At 67.3% G+C, this 17249-nt stretch carries 18 protein-coding genes; 12 read left to right on the top strand and 6 right to left on the bottom strand.

Features of this window, described 5'->3' with window-relative positions; genetic code table 11:
• Window positions 1-9 precede the first annotated feature (9 nt).
• Window positions 10-405, bottom strand: coding sequence for a helix-turn-helix transcriptional regulator (locus C7C57_RS13895; protein ID WP_187976872.1), 396 nt, complete (start codon window positions 403-405; stop codon window positions 10-12).
• Between the two features lie 122 nt (window positions 406-527).
• Here C7C57_RS13895 and C7C57_RS13890 point away from each other — a divergent pair, with 122 nt between their 5' ends.
• Window positions 528-1925 carry an MFS transporter gene (locus tag C7C57_RS13890; RefSeq protein ID WP_223144760.1) on the top strand — a complete coding sequence of 466 codons (1398 nt, stop codon included), beginning with the start codon at window positions 528-530 and terminating at the stop codon, window positions 1923-1925.
• Between the two features lie 94 nt (window positions 1926-2019).
• On the opposite strand, the gene C7C57_RS13885 is transcribed toward C7C57_RS13890, so the two are convergent.
• From C7C57_RS13885 to C7C57_RS13870, 4 genes are all read right to left on the bottom strand, one after another.
• Entirely contained in the window at window positions 2020-2949 is a 930-nt protein-coding gene (locus C7C57_RS13885) for a PfkB family carbohydrate kinase (protein WP_187976870.1), read from the bottom strand.
• Window positions 2950-2990: 41 nt separating this feature from the next.
• Window positions 2991-4397 carry a cytosine permease gene (locus C7C57_RS13880; RefSeq protein ID WP_187976869.1) on the bottom strand — a complete coding sequence of 469 codons (1407 nt, stop codon included), beginning with the start codon at window positions 4395-4397 and terminating at the stop codon, window positions 2991-2993.
• A gap of 200 nt (window positions 4398-4597) precedes the next feature.
• Window positions 4598-5599, bottom strand: a complete 1002-nt coding sequence (locus C7C57_RS13875) for an ADP-ribosylglycohydrolase family protein (RefSeq protein ID WP_187976868.1) — start codon at window positions 5597-5599, stop codon at window positions 4598-4600.
• A gap of 2 nt (window positions 5600-5601) precedes the next feature.
• Window positions 5602-6336 carry a GntR family transcriptional regulator gene (locus tag C7C57_RS13870; protein WP_121689397.1) on the bottom strand — a complete coding sequence of 245 codons (735 nt, stop codon included), beginning with the start codon at window positions 6334-6336 and terminating at the stop codon, window positions 5602-5604.
• A gap of 180 nt (window positions 6337-6516) precedes the next feature.
• Between C7C57_RS13870 and C7C57_RS13865 the strand changes: the two genes are divergently transcribed.
• The 11 genes from C7C57_RS13865 (at window position 6517) to C7C57_RS13815 (ending at window position 15954) form a co-directional block, all read left to right on the top strand.
• On the top strand, window positions 6517-8238 hold the full coding sequence (locus C7C57_RS13865) for an adenosylhomocysteinase (protein ID WP_187976867.1): 1722 nt from the start codon (window positions 6517-6519) through the stop codon (window positions 8236-8238).
• 99 nt (window positions 8239-8337) lie between these two features.
• Window positions 8338-8604, top strand: a complete 267-nt coding sequence (locus C7C57_RS13860; protein ID WP_187978428.1) for a hypothetical protein — start codon at window positions 8338-8340, stop codon at window positions 8602-8604.
• Between the two features lie 56 nt (window positions 8605-8660).
• Complete coding sequence (locus tag C7C57_RS13855) at window positions 8661-9278, top strand: Fic family protein (protein ID WP_255505699.1); 618 nt, start codon at window positions 8661-8663, stop codon at window positions 9276-9278.
• 326 nt (window positions 9279-9604) lie between these two features.
• Window positions 9605-10900 (top strand): amidohydrolase family protein, encoded by a 1296-nt coding sequence (locus C7C57_RS13850; protein ID WP_187976865.1) that lies wholly within the window; start codon window positions 9605-9607, stop codon window positions 10898-10900.
• Window positions 10897-11412 carry a cupin domain-containing protein gene (locus C7C57_RS13845; RefSeq protein WP_187976864.1) on the top strand — a complete coding sequence of 172 codons (516 nt, stop codon included), beginning with the start codon at window positions 10897-10899 and terminating at the stop codon, window positions 11410-11412. The genes C7C57_RS13850 and C7C57_RS13845 overlap by 4 nt, the downstream gene beginning before the upstream one ends.
• A 101-nt stretch (window positions 11413-11513) precedes the next feature.
• Window positions 11514-12341: an ABC transporter substrate-binding protein gene (locus tag C7C57_RS13840; RefSeq protein WP_187976863.1), complete on the top strand. Its 828-nt coding sequence runs from the start codon at window positions 11514-11516 to the stop codon at window positions 12339-12341.
• A 13-nt stretch (window positions 12342-12354) separates the two neighbouring features.
• Window positions 12355-13233 carry an amino acid ABC transporter permease gene (locus C7C57_RS13835; protein ID WP_255505698.1) on the top strand — a complete coding sequence of 293 codons (879 nt, stop codon included), beginning with the start codon at window positions 12355-12357 and terminating at the stop codon, window positions 13231-13233.
• The gene (locus C7C57_RS13830) at window positions 13230-13985 is read left to right on the top strand and encodes an amino acid ABC transporter ATP-binding protein (RefSeq protein ID WP_030149260.1); all 756 of its coding nucleotides are present in this window, start codon (window positions 13230-13232) and stop codon (window positions 13983-13985) included. Before C7C57_RS13835 ends, C7C57_RS13830 begins: the two co-directional genes overlap by 4 nt.
• An 83-nt stretch (window positions 13986-14068) precedes the next feature.
• Window positions 14069-14878 carry an inositol monophosphatase family protein gene (locus C7C57_RS13825; RefSeq protein ID WP_030149261.1) on the top strand — a complete coding sequence of 270 codons (810 nt, stop codon included), beginning with the start codon at window positions 14069-14071 and terminating at the stop codon, window positions 14876-14878.
• A gap of 83 nt (window positions 14879-14961) precedes the next feature.
• Entirely contained in the window at window positions 14962-15726 is a 765-nt protein-coding gene (locus tag C7C57_RS13820) for a DUF2975 domain-containing protein (RefSeq protein WP_223144759.1), read from the top strand.
• Window positions 15727-15954 (top strand): helix-turn-helix transcriptional regulator, encoded by a 228-nt coding sequence (locus C7C57_RS13815; RefSeq protein ID WP_187976860.1) that lies wholly within the window; start codon window positions 15727-15729, stop codon window positions 15952-15954.
• 98 nt (window positions 15955-16052) lie between these two features.
• Here C7C57_RS13815 and rfbB read toward each other — a convergent pair whose 3' ends face one another.
• Window positions 16053-17051, bottom strand: a complete 999-nt coding sequence (gene rfbB, locus C7C57_RS13810; protein ID WP_030149265.1) for a dTDP-glucose 4,6-dehydratase — start codon at window positions 17049-17051, stop codon at window positions 16053-16055.
• Between the last annotated feature and the right edge of the window lie 198 nt (window positions 17052-17249).

The raw sequence follows: 17249 nt of genomic DNA, 5'->3' as shown, positions 1-17249 counted from the left end.
GCCCGGGCGTTATTCCGATGCCACGACGGGCAGGGTTGGCGGCGAATGCATGCTGTCCGAGATGTCCGTCAGCTCCTGCAATGCTGTGCGATTTTTATCTCGTGATTCTGCTAAGACCTCGGAGAGAATCGAATCTAAGAGCCCGGGAAAAACTGCATTGAGTTCGTCTCGACGCAGCGAGAGGAGGTTCTCCCTGCCCGCGGGGCGCTGGGCTATCACGCCGGCGGCCAGCAGCACCTTCCAATGGTGCGTCAGCGTTGACTTAGAGACCCCGGACACAAGCCCTCCGCAGCGGTGCTCGGCACCGTCGGCCAAGCAGCGAATTATGGCTAATCGGATGGGGGAGCCCAGGGCATTGAGAACCTCGGCGAGGTTGGTCAGGGTGAGATCCGGGGCGAATGCCATGGGGCCACTCTACTGCCCATGATCGAAAGCTCAATGAAACCATTGGACTAGTTCAATAGTCCAATGCAAGGCTTGGTCTACAACGAATGGAGTGGATCATGAATCAAACACACGGGCCTAGAGTGCCGAGACCGCCTACCACTGTCGCACGGACCGGCGGCGGTGCCCTGGCGCTGCTGGCCATCGCCCAGCTCATCATCTCGCTGGACATCAACATCGTTTTTGTTGCGCTGCCGGACGTGGCAGGTTCGCTGGGGTTTACCCCGCAAAACCTGCAGTGGGTGGTCAGCGCGTACACGGTGGTGATGGGCGGTTTCATGCTGCTGGGAGGGAGAGCGGCCGACATTCTGGGGCAGAAACGCACGTTTATTTTTGCCCTGTGGGTCTACGCGGTCGCCTCGCTGATCGGTGGATTTGCCTGGTCTCCGGAGATCCTGATTGGGGCGCGCGTGCTGCAGGGGCTGGGCGGCGCGCTGCTGTTCCCGGCCACGCTGTCGCTGGTCAACAGCCTGCACGCCGAGGGGCCGGTGCGGAACCGGGCTCTGGCGATTTGGGGTGGGGCCGGAGCCTCCGGATTGACCATTGGCTCGCTGGCCGGAGGGGTGCTCACGGATCTGTTTGGATGGTCGGCGGTGTTCTTTGTGAACGTGCCGCTGGCGGGAATCGTGGCGCTGCTGGCCTGGCGCATCATCCCGACCGGGGTGCGGACCGGGATTCGGCGCGGATTCGATCTGCCCGGTGCGATAACGATCACCGCCGCGGCCACGCTGGCCGTCTTCACCCTGGTGCAGGCACCCGAATCGGGGTGGGGACACCCCGCCGTGCTGATTGGTGCGGCCCTGGCGATCCTCGCGGCCATCGCATTCGCGCTGATCGAGCGCCGTGCACACGATCCGCTGGTGCCCGCGCACATTGTTCGCAACCCGAGTCTGATCATCGGAGCGCTGATCACGTTCGTCTATATGGGAACCTTCGGCGCCATTCCCTACTTCATGACCACGCTGTTTCAGAAGGTCCTGGCGTTTTCCCCGCTACAGACCGGGTTGGCATTCCTCATCCCCTCGGCGGCGATCTTTATCGGAACCCAGCTCGGGGGACGGGCCACCACCCGGCTGGGACCGCGGCCCACCCTGATCATCGGTGCGGTGGTGGGGATTGTGGGCACCGCCTGGTTCGGACTCACCGTGGCTTCGGGGGCAACCCTGGCGCTCTGGGTCCCGGGCATCGTTATCTCGGGGCTCGGCCAGGGGATCGTGTGGACGGCGATGTGGGTCGCGGTGGGTACCGGCACCGCCGATGCGGAGCAGGGGACCGCCTCGGGGATCGGAGCAACCGCACAGAACACCGGTAACGCGATCGGCCTGGCCACGTTCGTGGCGATCGGATCGGCGTTTGCCGTCGGGTCCACCGATGCCGAGCGCGTTGCCGCGGGGGCGCAGGGAGCGCTCACCACGCTCGCGGCGGTCCTCGCCGCGATCATCGTGGCGGCGCTGTTCCTGCGCGGGACCCGCGCCCGGTAGGCGGCCCCGTATCTACACGCGGTCCGCCCTCGGGGATCACGTCACCGATACGAAAATGCGCACTCCGGGAAACCCGGAGTGCGCATTGGGTAGGCTAGCGCGCCGCCAGGAACGCGTCGATCTCGGCGGCCTCGGGAGCGGTGGCCGGGCCGCGGCGGGTTACCGCGATGGCTGCGGCCGCGTTGGCCCGGCGGGCGGCAGACACCGGGTCGAGACCGCGGGCGAGCCCGGCGGCCAGCACACCGCCGTGGGCGTCCCCGGCCCCATTGGAATCCACGGCCTCCACCGCAAATCCCGGGACCAGAACCGGCTCGGCATCGCCGGTGGCGACCCAGCAGCCCCGGGCCCCCTCGCGCACGATGACCGTGCCGCCGGGGCGGATGCGTGAGCGCAGCGTATCGGCCGCGCCGCGCGCATCGGTCCCCGGGGCCAGCAGCCCGGCCTCGCGCTCGTTGGCGCTGAGGAAGTCGGTGCGCGCAAATACCCGGGCCATCAGGGCCGGATCCAGCTCGGTCACCAGCGGCGAGGGATCGGTGATCACCCGGGTCTTCGCCGGCAGCTCCTCGAGCCAGATCGGCAGGCTCGCCGCGTTGACCGGGTGCGCCAGGCTGTATCCCGAGACGTACACCAGGTCATCGGAGGTGGTGTCCGCGTGCCGGAGGTCGTCGAGGGTCAGGTGTCCCTCGGCCCCCACCACGGTCACAAAGGTGCGCTCGGTGCTGGCATCCACGATGGCCACGCAGTAGCCGCTGTCTTGGTCATCCAGTCCGGGCAGCAGGATCTCAAAACCGCCCGAGTTCAGCGCCGCCCGGACGATCCCGCCGAAGTGCCCCGAACCGTACTGCCCGGCAAAAACCACCGGCAGGCCGTCCCGGCGGGCGGCGACCATCGTGTTGAGGCCGCCGCCGGCGGTGATGTCGGAATTTTGTGCGACGGTGTCGCCCCCGGCCTCGGGCATGGTGGTCACGTTCATGACCAGGTCAACGATCACGTTGCCGGTAAAGATGAGTCGGGGTTCAGACACGGGATGCCTCCTGAAGGCGGGTGATTCGGGTAGTGAGAGGTTTACTTGCGAGCGAGTTCGGGGTCGCTGACGGTGCCGCGGGCACCACCCAGGGCGACGTAGCCGAGGCCGGCGATCACCAGGGTGACCAGCCAGGCGATGCCGCCCTGGTCCATCGCGAGCATCACATAGCCCACGACCAGGGCAACGATCCAGACACCGGTGGCACGCCACTCGATGCCGCCGCGGTACCAGTAGCGACCGGCCGGAGACATGTCCAGCAGCGCCTCCGGGTCATACCAGCGGCGACGGATCATATCGGCCAGGAAGACGCCGAGCCAGGCGGTGATCGGGATCGCCAGCAGCGAGATGAACGCGATGAACGGACCATAGAAGGAGTCGGCACCGAGCATGAAGTACAGCGAGCCCAGGAAGGTGACCACGATGTCCACGCCCACCGCATAGACGCGACGGATGCGGAAGCCCAGGGTGATCGTGGTGAGTCCGGCCGAGTATACCGACAGGTGGTTGGAGAGCAGCAGCCCGCCAAACGCGGCGATCAGATACGGGGCGGCCATCCAGGTCGGCAGCAGCTCGCGAATCGCGGCCACCGGGTCGGTGGCCGAGGCCAGCTCGGGGTTCCCGGCGGTCAGCAGCGCACCCAGGCCGATCAGCAGCACCAGCGGGATTCCCGCACCGGCGGCGCTGACCATGATCAGGTGGCCGGCCTTGGCCGACACGTGCTGATAGCGGGCCATATCGGCCCCCGAGTTGGCCCAGCCGATACCGGTTCCCGCGGCGATGGTCGCGACACCCAGCAGGACCGCGCCAAACGAGCCGCCCGGAGCCGAGAGAACCGCGTGCCAGTTGACGTTGGCGATCAGGAAGATGCCCACAAAGATGTTCAGTGCCCCGAAGATCCAGGTGGCCCACTTCTGAATGATCAGGATCGCGCCGTGGCCGAGACCCGACACCAGCAGCGTGCAGCCCTCAAACACCAGGATCGCGATGATCGTGAGCACCGGCACCGTTTTGGCGTTGGCCGAGGACCCGAACAGGATCGAGAACAGCGAGATCAGCACAAACGCGGCGGTGGTGGTGTTGACGGTTTCCCAGCCCCAGCGCGAGAGCAGCGAGACGAAGGTGGGTCCCATGTTGCCGCGCGGGCCGAAGGTTGCCCGGGACAGGGTCATGCTCGGGGCGCCGCCGCGACGGCCGGCGATCGAGACCACACCCACCAGGGCGAAGGATCCGCCGGCACCGATCACGGCCACCAGCAGCGCCTGCCAGATATTCAGCGCCTGCACGGCCACCAGGGTGGCACCCAGCGGGATGCCGAGGATCGAGATATTCGCGGCGAACCACACCCAGAACAGCTCAAACGGCTTTCCGGTGCGCTCATTGCTGGGGACCGGTTCGATCCCTCGCTGCTCGACGGCGGTGAGCGAGCCGTGTGTGCTCTCACTCATGATGGTCTCCAAACTTCGTTGTGTGAATCGGTTCCGTCGACGGTTTTCGGGGACGGGAAGGACACCCGCGAGGGGTGGACGGCGCCCAAGGCGCGGGGAGGACCCGGGGAGGAGGATCCGGCGCGCGATGCGCGTCTCGAGGTGCGGGCGGCTGGGCCGCGGGTGGTGCGGTCCGGGTGGGAGCGCGGGGAGGAACGTTCCTAGCGGAGGCGCAGGGCGAGGAGGGCCTCGCTCGTGTGGGGCAGGTTAAGGGTGTTGACGCGGGTGACCAGCTCGACCGCGTCGCTCGGCCAGGCATCCGGTCCGTGTACGGCGCCGAGGACGGCTCCGTGGATCGCGGCGACGGTGTCGGTGTCGCCACCGAGGCCCGCGGCCAGGCACAGGGTGACCCAGGGATCCTCGCTGAGTGAGGCCAGGGCGATCGCGGCGACCACCGATTCCTGGGACGCGACCGAGGTTCCGATCACGTGATAGAGGGCATCCTCCCGCTCGGCCACGGGGACCGTGGGCAGCCAGTTCAGGGCCCAGCGCAGGCGGTGCGAGATCGATCCACCGGCGATCCAGTTCCCACGCTTCTCGCCCTCGGCCGCCGCGGCGACCGCGATGTCCAGGGCTTCGGTGAGGCTCGCCCCGGCCACGCCGGCACTGACCATCGCGCCCACGGCGGAGGCGCTGGCGATACCCAGCGTGGTGTTGTGGGTGACCTCGGCGGTGTGGGCAACGGCATCCACGAAGTCCGCGATGTTATCCACTGGGTGCGCGATCCCGATCGGGGCCACCCGCATGGCCGCGCCGTTGGTGGTGCCAAACTTGCCTGATTCGGAGGCGGGCACCCCGGCGGTCAGGCGTTCCAGGGCGGCCTTGGTCGAGGGGCCGAGCAGGTCGAGGGATCCGCGGGCGGCCATATCGGCCTCCCAGGCGAGCAGGGCGTGGGCAAACTCGGTCACGTTGACCTCGCCGTTGCCGGCGATCAGGTGCTCGGCCAGCAGCAGGGCCTGCTCGGTGTCGTCGGTGATCGATCCGGCGGGCATCCCGTGGGCGATCTCCTGGTGTGGCCCGGCGTCGATCATGCCGGTGATGGTGCCGTAGTCGGCGCGGATCTGCTCGCGGGACATCGACTGCGTGGGCATGCCCAGCGCATCGCCGAGGGCGAGACCGGTGAGGCTGGCGAGTGCGCGCTCGCCGGGGGTGGTGTGGGTCATGATCATGCTCCGAAGTAGGTGTGCAGGCGGAAGTGTGCGGGGTCCAGCCAGGAGACAACCTTCTCGATGAAGGCACCGCCGGAGTCCCGGGTGATCCGAATGCTGTTGAGGAAGAGGTCGCCGCTCGCGCGCTCCAGCAGGGCCGCATCGGCCTCGCTGAGCGGGGTGGCCGATACCCACTGTTCGCCGCTCGCGGGGACGAGTCCCGCCTCGCCCATCGTGGTGGTGAGCGAGTCGCCCACGAGGCCGTGTTCGGGAACCCGGGCGAGCGCACCAATAAAGGGGACGCGGCTGCGCTCGAGGGACACCGGGGTGCCATCGGGCAGGAGACGGAGTCGGTCGAGGGCCAGGAACTCCATGCCGGTGGGGGAGACCGACGCGGCAAGCTCGGGATCCACGATACGCTCGGCGCGCAGAATCCGCACCGAGGTTTGGATCCCACCGAGGGCGAGCGCGTTGCCCCAGCTGGCTCCCTGGTCCAGGGCGTGGCCGTCGAAGGTGACAAACGAGCCGATGCCGGTCCGGGTGTCCACCAGGTGTTCCTCGGCGAGGGACTCCAGGGCGCGACGGATCGTGCCTCGGCTCACATCGAACCGGTCGGCGAGCTCGTTTTCTCCGGGGAGGAGTTCGCCGTTGCCGTAGGTGCCCTCAACGATCGCCTCGCGCAGTTGCTGGGCGATTTCGATCCGCTTGAGTGGCTGACGTTTGGGGGTCGGCCCCGTTGCCTGGGTGTTCATATCGATCACTATACGTGTACACAACCTGTACAGCAAGTGTCGGTTTTTCTGTACAGGCTGTTCGATGGGTACGCGCGGCGGCCGAGCCCGCGACAAACGTGCACGCCGCCGGGGCCCGGCTGGTTGTTGACCCACCCGGTTGATACGCTCGAAGGATCCCGTCCCCAAGGAAAGCAGCCCATGTCCGCACCCCTGAGCGACAACCCGCGGATCCGCGCCCAGCGCCTGATCCGCCTGGCCGCCGCCCGTACCAACCTGCTGTTTGCCGGAACCCGGATCGAGGTGCGCGGCCAGGGCGAAACGGCCCGGGCCCTGCGTTCGGTTCTCGGCGGCTTCGGTGCTCGACTGGCGGGAACCGACCGCGCCCGTCTGGTCTTCCTGGCCGAGGAGGGCACAGTCGAACCGCGCGCGCTCGCCGCGGAGTTCAACGTGGCCGAGGGGGAGGTGCCGACGCTGCTCGTCTCCGATGACCCCGGCACTCGGATCTCCCGCGCGCTCACCGCCCGCGGTTGGACCGGCACCGAGCTGCGCGCCGGGGTGGTGGGTTTTATCCGCGAGGGCCGGGTCATCGCCGTGATCGAGACGTTTAGCACCCCCGGCGCGGACAATGCGGACGCGCGGATCGACTGGGCATGGTCGGCGATGCCCGCCACCCGGGCCCTGGCCGAGGATCTGGCAACCTCGGGACTGCTGCGCGGGCGGCGGGTGGGGGTGAGCCTGGTGCTCGAACCCAAGACCGCGGCCCTGGCGCTCGCCCTGCGGGATACCGGCGCCGAGGTTGCCGTGTTCTCGGCTGCGAGCGAGACCGACCCGGCGGTGGCCGCGGCGCTCGGCGCTCGCGGCGTGCGGGTGTTCGCCCCCGCCGGCCACGCGGACCCTCTTCCGGCCACCGACGCCGACAACGCGGCGGGCATCCTGGACTGGAGCCCCGACCTGCTGATCGATGACGGTTCGCACCTGGTGCGCCTGGCTCACACCGAGCGTCGGGGTGCCCTGGACACCCTGAGTGGCGCGGCCGAGGAGACCACGAGTGGCGTGCGTCCGCTGGTCGAGATGGCGGCCGAGGGCGAGCTGCGGATCCCGGTCATCGCGGTCAACGATGCGCGGACCAAGGGGCTCTTCGACAACCTGCACGGCACCGGACAGTCGTGCGTGCTGGCGATTGCCGACCTGCTGGATCCGGTCGGGAACCCGGGCCGCACGCTCCCACGGCGGGATGTGATCGGGGCCACCTGGTTGGTCATCGGGTTTGGCCCGGTGGGGCAGGGAGTCGCGCGGCATGCGGCGGCCCTCGGCGCGCGGGTGCTGGTCCTGGATCGTGACCCGGTCCGCGCACTCGCGGCTGCCCACGACGGCTACGGGGTCATCGCGAGTATCGCCGATCCCGAGCTGGACACCGTGGACGTGGTCGTGAGTGCTACCGGGGTGTGGCACACGGTGGGCCTCGACCTGCTGGCCCGCGTCCGCGCGGATACGGTCATCGCGGTCGCCGGTGGCATCGACGACGAGGTCGCGCTGGACGATGCCCGGGCTGCGGGATGGACCGAGCGCCGTGTTGAGCCCGATCTGTCGACCTGGTCCGCTCCGGCGACCCCGGCAAAAATCGTCTATGTGCTCGCCGACGGCGGCGGCGTGAACTACACCGCGGCCGAGGGTAATCCGATCGAGGTGATGGATCTGTCCTTCGCGACCCAGCTGGTCGCGCTGCGGCAGCTGTGCCGCGGCGGACTCGAACCGGGCCTGCACCCCATCGATACCGCGGCCGAGGCCGAGGTTGCCGCGCTCGTCCTGGAGCAGCGGATGGGCCGCACCGCCGTCACCGTCCCGACCGACCCCGGCCGCGCGGGCGGCGCGGCCCAGCACTGGAGCACCCACAGGTACCGCTCCGAACCCTCCGCGTAGGGTCCATCTCGCCTGGGAATCCGAGGTATACCCGGGGCAGGGGGTGTGCACGGATGGCCCGAAACGTAGGCTGGTGAGGGCTCACGAAAGGAGCCCACCATGACCGAAAAAATCGGCGTTACGGACGGTACCGCCGGTACTGCCGAGGCCATAGAGATCACGAAAACCGCCGAGGCTGCTGAGCTTGCTGAGACCGCTTCGGCCACGGAGGCCGCCGTGCACTTCGCATTTGCCGACGCGGCCCTGGCGCTTGCCGGGCACGAGCTCTCGGACCCCGTGCTGCGCGCACTGCTCGAACGTGTCGCGCGCGGAGAGCTGGACGCCTCGGCCGCCGTGGCCGAAATGCGACGCCATGTGGGGGCCTGATGTGTGCGGCGGAACGAAGCTATACCTGGGAGGACTACTACATCCCGGGAACTCAGGTGCTGCGAAACCTGTTCACGGGGCCCGAAAAACCGTTTGGTGAACCAAATGAATCGATTCTTGACCTGTTGGAAACCGGGGCAACCGCGTTCCGCCTGGCCGAGCTGTCGATTCGACCGGTTTCCGGACGATTCGACTATGCCCATATGAAGGCGATTCACCGACACCTTTTTCAGGACGTCTATGAATGGGCAAGCCGCGAACGAACCGCCCCCACGCAGGGCCCCATGACCAAGGCGGGGCATCGTTATTACTCCGCCGGGCCGGGGCTCACGGCCGCCGCCCAGGCGGAATTCACCCGGCTGGAGCGGCGGAATTATCTGCGTCGGCTCACACGAGATCGGTTTATCTCGGAGCTTGCGGAAGTATGGGGAGAGCTGAATGTTGTTCACAGCTTCCGCGAGGGGAATACCCGCACCCAACTGGTATTTTTTGCCCAGCTTTCGCAGCGGGCGGGATACTTTTTGGTGAGTAGACTCTTCACCATTGGGTCGCCGCTTCGGGAACGGTTTGTCCACGCGCGGTTTTATGGCCAGGATACGGGGGATCACCGGCTGCTTGGGACCGTGCTGGAAGACGTAATCTTCGTCTCGCCGCCCGAGACTACCCAACGCTAGCCGCCACGACGCCCGCCGGCTGAAAACCACGTTGGGCTGGACCCATCGATTTGGCAACCACGGGTCACGGCCCGGTTGGCTCCGGGAACAGCGCCCCACGGCCCCCGATGTGATTCGGCGGACAAAGCGGATTATGATCGAGAGTGTCCGCCCACAGTGGTGCGTAGGGCTCACCCGCCCGGCTCACCCCGTTTTCACGGTCGCACCCACCCGGTGCGGTTCGGTTCGGGGGCGTCTCCCGCCGCAACTGCGCGCCCCATCCACGGGATGTGCGCCGCTCGGGCAGTCTGGGCCGAAGTCCGCCCCATCCCGAGCCGAAGGAACACATGTCTGTCGCCCCCGCCCCCGTCGTGGTCTACACCGCGGGACTCGTGCTGCCCGTCACCGGGCCTGCCATCCCCCACGGAGCCGTCGCCGTGCGCGGCGACCGCATCCTGCACGTCGGTGACAGCGCCTGGGTGCTGGCGGCCCTGACCGACCAGGGCATCGAGTTCACCGAGGAGTTCTGGCCCGGCGTCCTGACCCCCGGCCTGGTCAACGCCCACACCCACCTTCAGTACACCGGCATGGCCAAGGTTGCCAGCCTGCACTACAACGGGTTCGACGACTGGGGCGACTCCTTCGACGAAGCCTACGGCACCGGAGACCACGACTGGGCCGCCGCGGCCGCCGAGGGTGCCGCGCTTTCGCTGGCAGCCGGGGTCACCGCCGCCGCCGACGTGGTTACCGACACCGAGGCCGCCAGCGCCCTGCACGATGCCAACATGCACGGCATCGCCTACTGGGAGGTCTACGGCAAGAGCAACCAGGACTGGACCATCGAGGCCCGCAACGAGGTCCTCGAACAGGTGCGCAAGCTACCTACCCCGCCCGGTGCCGGCGTCTCCCCGCACGCGCCCTACTCGCTGGATGTGAAGCCGCTGCTCGACATCCCCGACCTCGTCCGCGAGCAGGGGATGCGCCTGCACATCCACCTGGCCGAGGCGCACATGGAGCGCGAACGCGAGGTGGGTGGCGACGAGTGGCCCGCCCTCGGCGCCGACAGTTTCCGGGCGTTGCGCCTGCGTGGCATCGGCGTATCCTCGGTGCAGTATGTGGATCACCTGGGTGTGCTCGGTCCGGACTGTCATATTGCCCACGGCGTATACGTCAACGCCAAGGATCGTGCGCTGCTGCGTGCGCGCGGCACCAGCGTCGCCCTCTGTGTCCGTTCCAACGAGATCATCGGCCTGGATATGCCGCCGGTCGCCGACTACCTGCGCGAGGGCAGCCCGATCGCCGTCGGCACCGACTCGCTCTCCTCCTCACCGAGCCTCGACCCGATGGACGACCTGGCACTGCTCTATAAGGTGGCCCGTCGACAGGGCTACACCGAGGCGGACCTGCACGAGCGTCTGTTTGCCGCCGCGACCCTGGGTGGTGCCACCGCGATGGGGCTCAACGTGGGCAAGGACCGGATCGGTCAGCTCGTGGTGGGTGCCCTCGCCGACCTCGCCTTCTTCGACATTCCGGTGACCACCCCCGCCGAAACCCTCGCCGATCTGGTCGAGGGTGGCGGCGGGCGAGTGGCCCGCACGATCATCGCCGGAGTGGAACGCTTCCGCCGAGAGGACTCGAAATGACCACCTCACCCCTGATCGCCCAGCTCGATCTGGCCCCGCACCCCGAGGGCGGCTGGTACCGACGCACCTTCGCCTCGAACCATCCGGTGTCCACCCCGGGCGGGGAGCGTCCGGCGGCCACGGTCATCCACTTCCTGCTGCAGCCCGGCGAGGAGGCCGCCTGGCACGTGGTGTCGAGCGATGAGATGTGGCTCTGGCACGGACCCGGACCGGTCGAGGTGCACTTCGGCGGCAGCGGCGACGAGCCCACCCATGCCGAGACCCACGTCCTGGATGCACCCGGCACCCCCGGCGCACGGCAGCAGGTCCTGGTTCCGGCGGGCGTCTGGCAGCGGTCGCGGCCGCGGGATCGCGACGCTCTGGTGAGCTGCCTGGTCAGCCCCGGCTTCGACTTTGCCGACTGGCGTCTCGCCGCCGATTCGGAGGCACCCGCGGAGGCCGACCCCGCCGCCTCGACCCCCGACGCGGACGCGACGCACGAGCCGGTCGACTCAGCCTCCACCGGCGACTAGCTTCGGGCTTCCCGAAACATTGGTGGCAATCGCCCCGCCGCCACGTACTCTTTAACGCACCCCCAACGATCCCTACCCCGACCGCACACAGGAGAACCAGAATGTCTCGCAAAATCACCCTGGGCGTCATCGCCCTGGCCGCCGCCGCAGCGCTCGCGCTGACCGGCTGCGCATCCGGCGGCGGCAACGCCGGCGACACCGTCACCCCCGGCAAGCTGACCATCGCGACCGGCGAGCCCGCCTACTCGCCGTGGACCGTCGACAATAAGCCCGAGAACGGCGAGGGCCTCGAGCCCGCCGTGGCCTATGCCGTGGCAGAGAAGCTCGGGTATAAGAAGGAAGACGTCGTCTGGGTGCGCACCACCTTCGACGGTGCCATCGCCCCGGGCCCCAAGGACTTTGACCTCAACCTGCAGCAGTACTCGGCCACCCCCGAGCGCGAAAAGGCCGTGGACTTCTCCAGCCCCTACTACGTCACCAAGCAGTCGGTAGTGACCACCAAGTCCTCCAAGTTCTCCGGGGCCAAGAACCTCGCCGATCTCAAGGACGCGCACATCGGTGTGGCCGCAGGGAGTACCGCGCTGAACATCGTCAAGGAGGAGATCAACCCCTCGACCGAGGTGCAGGTCTTCAACAACACCGATGACCTGGCCGCCGCCGTGAACAACGGTCAGATCGACGCCCTGGTCACCGACGTGCCCACCGCGTTCTACATCATCGACTCCGAGCAGGTTAAGGACGGCGTCAACGTCGGCCAGATCGACACTACCAAGGGCGGCGACGAGCTCTCGATCCTGCTGCCGAAGAACTCGGCGCTGACCAAGAAGGTCACCGAGGCCGTGGACGAGCTGCGCAAGGATGGCTCCCTGGACAAGTTCGCTCAGAAGTGGATCGCCGATAAGGGCGCTCCGGTTCTGCCGAAGAAGTAGGGCCAGAATCCGCGTGAGCAGTACCTCGTCATCCGTGCCCGGCGCACCGGCTTTCAGCCCCTCGGGGGTTGAGCTGGACCGTCGTCGTTACCGTCGCACCCAGGGCAAACGCTCGGTGCTGATCAGCGTCGCCTCAACCGTGATTTTTGCGGTGGTGGTGCTCGGGGTACTGTTCAGCAGTTCCGGCTGGCCGCAGGTTCAGGAATCGTTCTTCGACTGGAAGACCATGGTGTCCTCGGTCGGGCCGATCCTGGTGGGTCTGTGGCTGAACATTCAGGTCCTCGTGGTCGCGGCCATCGGGGTGGCAATCTTCGGATCCCTGCTGGCGATTGCCCGCACCCTGCGCGGTCCGATCTTCACCCCGATTCGCCTGCTGGCGGCCGGATACACGGATATTTTCCGTGGTGTTCCGGTCCTGCTGGTGCTGTATTTAGTGGGTTTCGGTCTGCCCGGGCTGAACCTGTTTGATCGGATGCCCGCGCAGTTCTGGGGCACCATCGCGCTGATCCTCTGCTATTCGGCCTATGTGGCGGAGGTGTTGCGAGCGGGCATCGAGGCGGTGCACCCCTCGCAGCGCCTCGCCGCCCGGGCGCTGGGTCTCAGCCACGCCAAGACCCTGCGTCTGGTGGTCATGCCCCAGGCCGTGCGAAAGGTCACCCCGGCCCTGATGAACGACTTCGTGTCGATGCAGAAGGACGTGGGTCTGATCTCGGTTCTCGGTGCCGTGGATGCGATTCGCGCCGCCCAGATTCAGGTCGCTCAGGAGTACAACTTCAGCCCCTACGTGGTGGCCGGCATCCTGTTTGTGCTGCTGTCGCTGCCGATGATTCGTCTCACCGACTGGTACACGGCGCGAGCGCAGAAGCGCGAGCAGATCGGAGGCGCGGTATGACCTCGTCCACTACGCCCGTCCTGCGGGTAGATAACGTCTGGAAGCTGTTTGGCGAGCACCCGGTGCTGCGGGGAATCTCGCTGGAGGTTGCCGCCCACGAGGTGGTGGTGCTGATCGGCGCCAGTGGGTCGGGTAAGTCCACGCTGCTGAAGACGATCAACCTGCTGGAGCCGGTCAACGACGGCCAGATCTTCCTCGGCGACGAGGACATCACCGATCCCCAGGTCAAGCCGGACGCCGTGCGTGCCCAGGTGGGTGTGGTGTTCCAGCACTACAACCTGTTCCCGCATATGAGCGTGCTGGCCAACGTGGCCCTCGCCCTGCGCCAGGTCCACGGGCAGGATAAGGCCACCGCCGAGGCGCGCGGCCTGGAACTGCTCACCCGGATCGGCCTGGGGGACAAGGCGGGCGAATACCCCGACCGGCTCTCCGGCGGTCAGCAGCAGCGCGTGGCCATTGCCCGAGCAATTGCCAGCGATCCGCGTCTGCTCCTGCTGGATGAGATCACCAGCGCCCTCGATCCGCAGCTCGTGGGGGAGGTGCTGGACCTGGTGCGTGAGCTGAAGAAGTCCGGCAGCACCATCCTGATGGCCACCCACGAGATGGGCTTTGCCCGTCGCGTGGCCGACCGCGTGGTGTTCCTCAAGGACGGCGTGATCGTCGAGGCCGGCACCCCCGAGCAGATCTTCGAGAACCCGCAGAACCCCGCCACCCGGGAGTTCCTGGCGCGGGTACTGAACCCGCTGGGGTAATCGGCGACACCGGAACACACGTGCACGCGGCGGGACACGGTCAAAACTGGCCCCGGGTCCCGCCGCGTGACAGTATTAACGCTATGTCCACACGTGAACTTCAGGATCTTGCCCGTGATATCGCCGTGGAGGCCGCCGCCCTGGCGCGCGCCCGCCGCGAGGAGGGGGTTCGGATCGCCCAGAGCAAGTCGTCGCCCGAGGACATTGTGACCGCCGCCGACCGTGAGGTCGAGGCCTTTGTGCGCTCGCGCCTGGCCGAGCTGCGCCCCGCCGACGGTTTCTTTGGTGAGGAGGGCGGCGCGGAATCGGGCAGCTCGGGCCTCACCTGGGTGGTCGACCCGATCGACGGCACCGTCAACTATGCCTACGGCATCCCCAACTACGCGGTCTCGGTGGCCGTGGTCGAGGGTGAAGCCGACCCCCACACCTGGACCGGCCTGGCCGGCGCCGTGGTGAACCCCGCCTCCGGCGAGACCTACCTGGGTGCACGCGGCGAGGGTGCCACCCTCAACGGACGGACCCTGCACCGTGGGGACGTGCATGTGGATCTCAACCTGGCCCTGGTCGCCACCGGATTCTCCTACTCGGCCGAGCGTCGCATGTGGCAGACCGGCATCATGCAGCAGATGATGGGACGCGTGCGCGACTACCGTCGGATGGGTGCCGCCTCCCTCGATGGCGTGGGTGTGGCCGCCGGTTACACCGACGTGTACTACGAGGTCGGAACCAAGCCCTGGGATCACGCGGCCGCCACCATCATCGCCCGCGAGGCCGGCATCCGCGTCGAGGGAATCCGCGGTGCGGCCCCCGGTGCCGAGCTGGTGTTGGGCGCGCTGCCGAGCCTGTTTGATGAGGTCCACGACCTGCTGATCGAATTCGGCATCGAGGGCTAAAACCCGCCCTTGCGGCCCCGACCCCACCCCCGCTAGCATAACGATATTCGTTATGTAGTGGGGGTGGGGTTTTGAATCTTGATGTGGTCTGGATGATCCTGATGTACGTTCTCGCGGCCGCCGTGCTGCTCACGATCCTCGGGGTGCTGTTTTGGCCGGGGAAACGCTCGGATCCCGATGCTCTGACGCTGCGACGGGTGGTGGTGACCCGCGTGATCGGTCAGCTGACCGTGGGGTTTGCCCTCCTGGGAGCGGTGGCCGGCGTCGGCAGGACCCTCTGGTTTTCCGAGACGCGGGTGGAGCTGCCCGGCAGCACGAGCTTTCCGGAGATTGACGCCGGTGCCGGTGTCAACGGTCTGCGGATCCTCTGGGGTGGGTTTGATCACGCCTCCTTCACGATGGAGGGTGCCGACTTCTGGGGACGGTTCTGGCTCGCGGTGGACGGGGCTCTCATTGCCGCGCTGTTTGTGACCGCGGGATTCGCCGTCATCCGGATCTGCGATGCTCTGCTGGCGGGGACCCCGTTCCAGGCGCGCGTGGTGCGCTGGCTGAGGATTACCGCCTGGGTGAGTCTCGGGGCGGGGCTGGGGGCGCAGCTCGCCAACTACTTTGCCCGACACCTGATCGCCGGACAGCTTGAGGATGCCCTACCCGGGCGCGTGCTGAATGCCGAGAATCCGGGCACGCTGAGCGGTCAGTTCCTGGCCAGCTCGCAGGCGTTCACCCCGGATTTCTGGCCCGTTGGGCTGTGGCTGGTCCTGCTCGCGCTGGCGGCGGTGTTCGGAATCGGCGCCCGCCTGCAGCGCGAGAACCGTGGCCTGCGCCGCGAGGTGGAGGGCCTGGTTTAGATGCCGCCGGAGGAGGAGAGCGGGATCGTCACCGCGTTGGATGAGCTGTTGATCGCGCGGGGCATGACCCTGGTGGAGCTGTCGAAGATCGTGGGGGTGAGCGTGGTGAACCTGTCGATCCTGAAGAACAACCGTGCCCGGGCGATCCGCTTTTCCACGCTGAGCGCGCTGTGTCGGGCGTTGGAGTGCACCCCCGGGGATCTGCTCAAACTCGATCCCGAGGCATAAAAACAGCCCCCGTCGGAACGGGGGCTGTTTTGTATGGGCAGAGGGGGTTACTGGCCCTGCGACTTGTATTTGGCCCCGAGCACAGTGGCGTCCTTCGGTTACTGGCCCTGCGACTTGTACTTGGCTTCGGTGGCGTCCTTCTCCGGTGCCCACCAGGCCTCGTTGTCGCGGTACCAGGCGATGGTGTCCGCCAGGCCGGCCTCGAAGTTGGAGAACTGCGGCTCCCAACCCAGTTCGTTGCGCAGACGGCTGGAGTCGATCGCGTAGCGCAGGTCGTGGCCGGGGCGGTCGTTGACGTGGTCGTAGGCGTCGCGCGGCTGGCCGAGGCCCTCGAGGATCATCTCGACGACATCCTTGTTGTTCTTCTCGCCGTCGGCCCCGATCAGGTAGGTCTCGCCGATGACACCCTTTTCCAGGATGGTCAGCACGGCCGAGGAGTGGTCGTTGGCGTGGATCCAGTCGCGCACGTTCTCGCCGGTGCCGTAGAGCTTGGGACGCTCGCCGCGCAGTACGTTGGTGATCTGACGCGGGATGAACTTCTCCACGTGCTGGTACGGGCCGTAGTTGTTGGAGCAGTTGGAGATCGTGGCCTGCAGACCGAACGAGCGGACCCAGGCACGCACCAGCAGGTCGGAACCGGCCTTGGTGGAGGAGTAGGGGCTCGAGGGGTTGTAGGGGGTCTCCGAGGTGAACTTATTGGGGTCGTCCAGCTCCAGGTCGCCGTACACCTCATCGGTGGAGATGTGGTGGAAGCGGGTGTTGTGCTTGCGGGCGGCCTCGATCAGCACATAGGTGCCGATGATGTTGGTGTCGAGGAACGGACGCGGGTCGTTCAGCGAGTTGTCGTTGTGGCTCTCGGCCGCGTAGTGCACGACGGCGTCGTGGGAGGCCACCAGGCCGTCAACCAGCTCGGCATCCTGGATGTCGCCCACCACGAGCTCGAAGCGGTCCTCGGGGAGCCCGGCCAGGGAGGCCCGGTTGCCCGCATAGGTGAGCTTGTCGAGCACGGTCACCGTGTGATCGGTGTTCGCGAGGACGTAGTGAACGAAATTAGAGCCGATAAACCCGGCACCGCCGGTTACAAGAAGTCTAGACACGCCCTTGATACTACCGGCCTCGGCGCAGATTCGCCTGAAATCGCCGGGAGGTGAGGCATTCGCGGGTGCGGACACGCCCATTTATGGGGGTAGGCAAAACGCCATTGCATCAGGGGTTTTGCGCGTTTTGACGCCTCGATTTCGTGACCGCAGTGCGTGCATGCTAATCTTTTCATGTGCCAAGCGCGAGAGTGCAAA

The organism is Mycetocola sp. JXN-3, from assembly GCF_014522285.1.
Lineage (GTDB): Bacteria > Actinomycetota > Actinomycetes > Actinomycetales > Microbacteriaceae > Mycetocola > Mycetocola saprophilus.
This window is presented reverse-complemented; position numbering and strand designations above follow the sequence as displayed.

What these genes read in the sequence shown, in the direction of transcription:
- C7C57_RS13825 (WP_030149261.1), top strand. Translation starts at nt 14,069, where the DNA reads ATGTCCACACGTGAACTTCAGGATCTTGCCCGTGATATCGCCGTGGAG.
- C7C57_RS13880 (WP_187976869.1), bottom strand. Translation starts at nt 4,397, where the DNA reads ATGAGTGAGAGCACACACGGCTCGCTCACCGCCGTCGAGCAGCGAGGG.
- C7C57_RS13865 (WP_187976867.1), top strand. Translation starts at nt 6,517, where the DNA reads ATGTCCGCACCCCTGAGCGACAACCCGCGGATCCGCGCCCAGCGCCTG.
- C7C57_RS13830 (WP_030149260.1), top strand. Translation starts at nt 13,230, where the DNA reads ATGACCTCGTCCACTACGCCCGTCCTGCGGGTAGATAACGTCTGGAAG.
- C7C57_RS13850 (WP_187976865.1), top strand. Translation starts at nt 9,605, where the DNA reads ATGTCTGTCGCCCCCGCCCCCGTCGTGGTCTACACCGCGGGACTCGTG.
- C7C57_RS13875 (WP_187976868.1), bottom strand. Translation starts at nt 5,599, where the DNA reads ATGACCCACACCACCCCCGGCGAGCGCGCACTCGCCAGCCTCACCGGT.
- C7C57_RS13815 (WP_187976860.1), top strand. Translation starts at nt 15,727, where the DNA reads ATGCCGCCGGAGGAGGAGAGCGGGATCGTCACCGCGTTGGATGAGCTG.
- C7C57_RS13840 (WP_187976863.1), top strand. Translation starts at nt 11,514, where the DNA reads ATGTCTCGCAAAATCACCCTGGGCGTCATCGCCCTGGCCGCCGCCGCA.
- C7C57_RS13845 (WP_187976864.1), top strand. Translation starts at nt 10,897, where the DNA reads ATGACCACCTCACCCCTGATCGCCCAGCTCGATCTGGCCCCGCACCCC.
- C7C57_RS13870 (WP_121689397.1), bottom strand. Translation starts at nt 6,336, where the DNA reads ATGAACACCCAGGCAACGGGGCCGACCCCCAAACGTCAGCCACTCAAG.
- C7C57_RS13895 (WP_187976872.1), bottom strand. Translation starts at nt 405, where the DNA reads ATGGCATTCGCCCCGGATCTCACCCTGACCAACCTCGCCGAGGTTCTC.
- C7C57_RS13860 (WP_187978428.1), top strand. Translation starts at nt 8,338, where the DNA reads ATGACCGAAAAAATCGGCGTTACGGACGGTACCGCCGGTACTGCCGAG.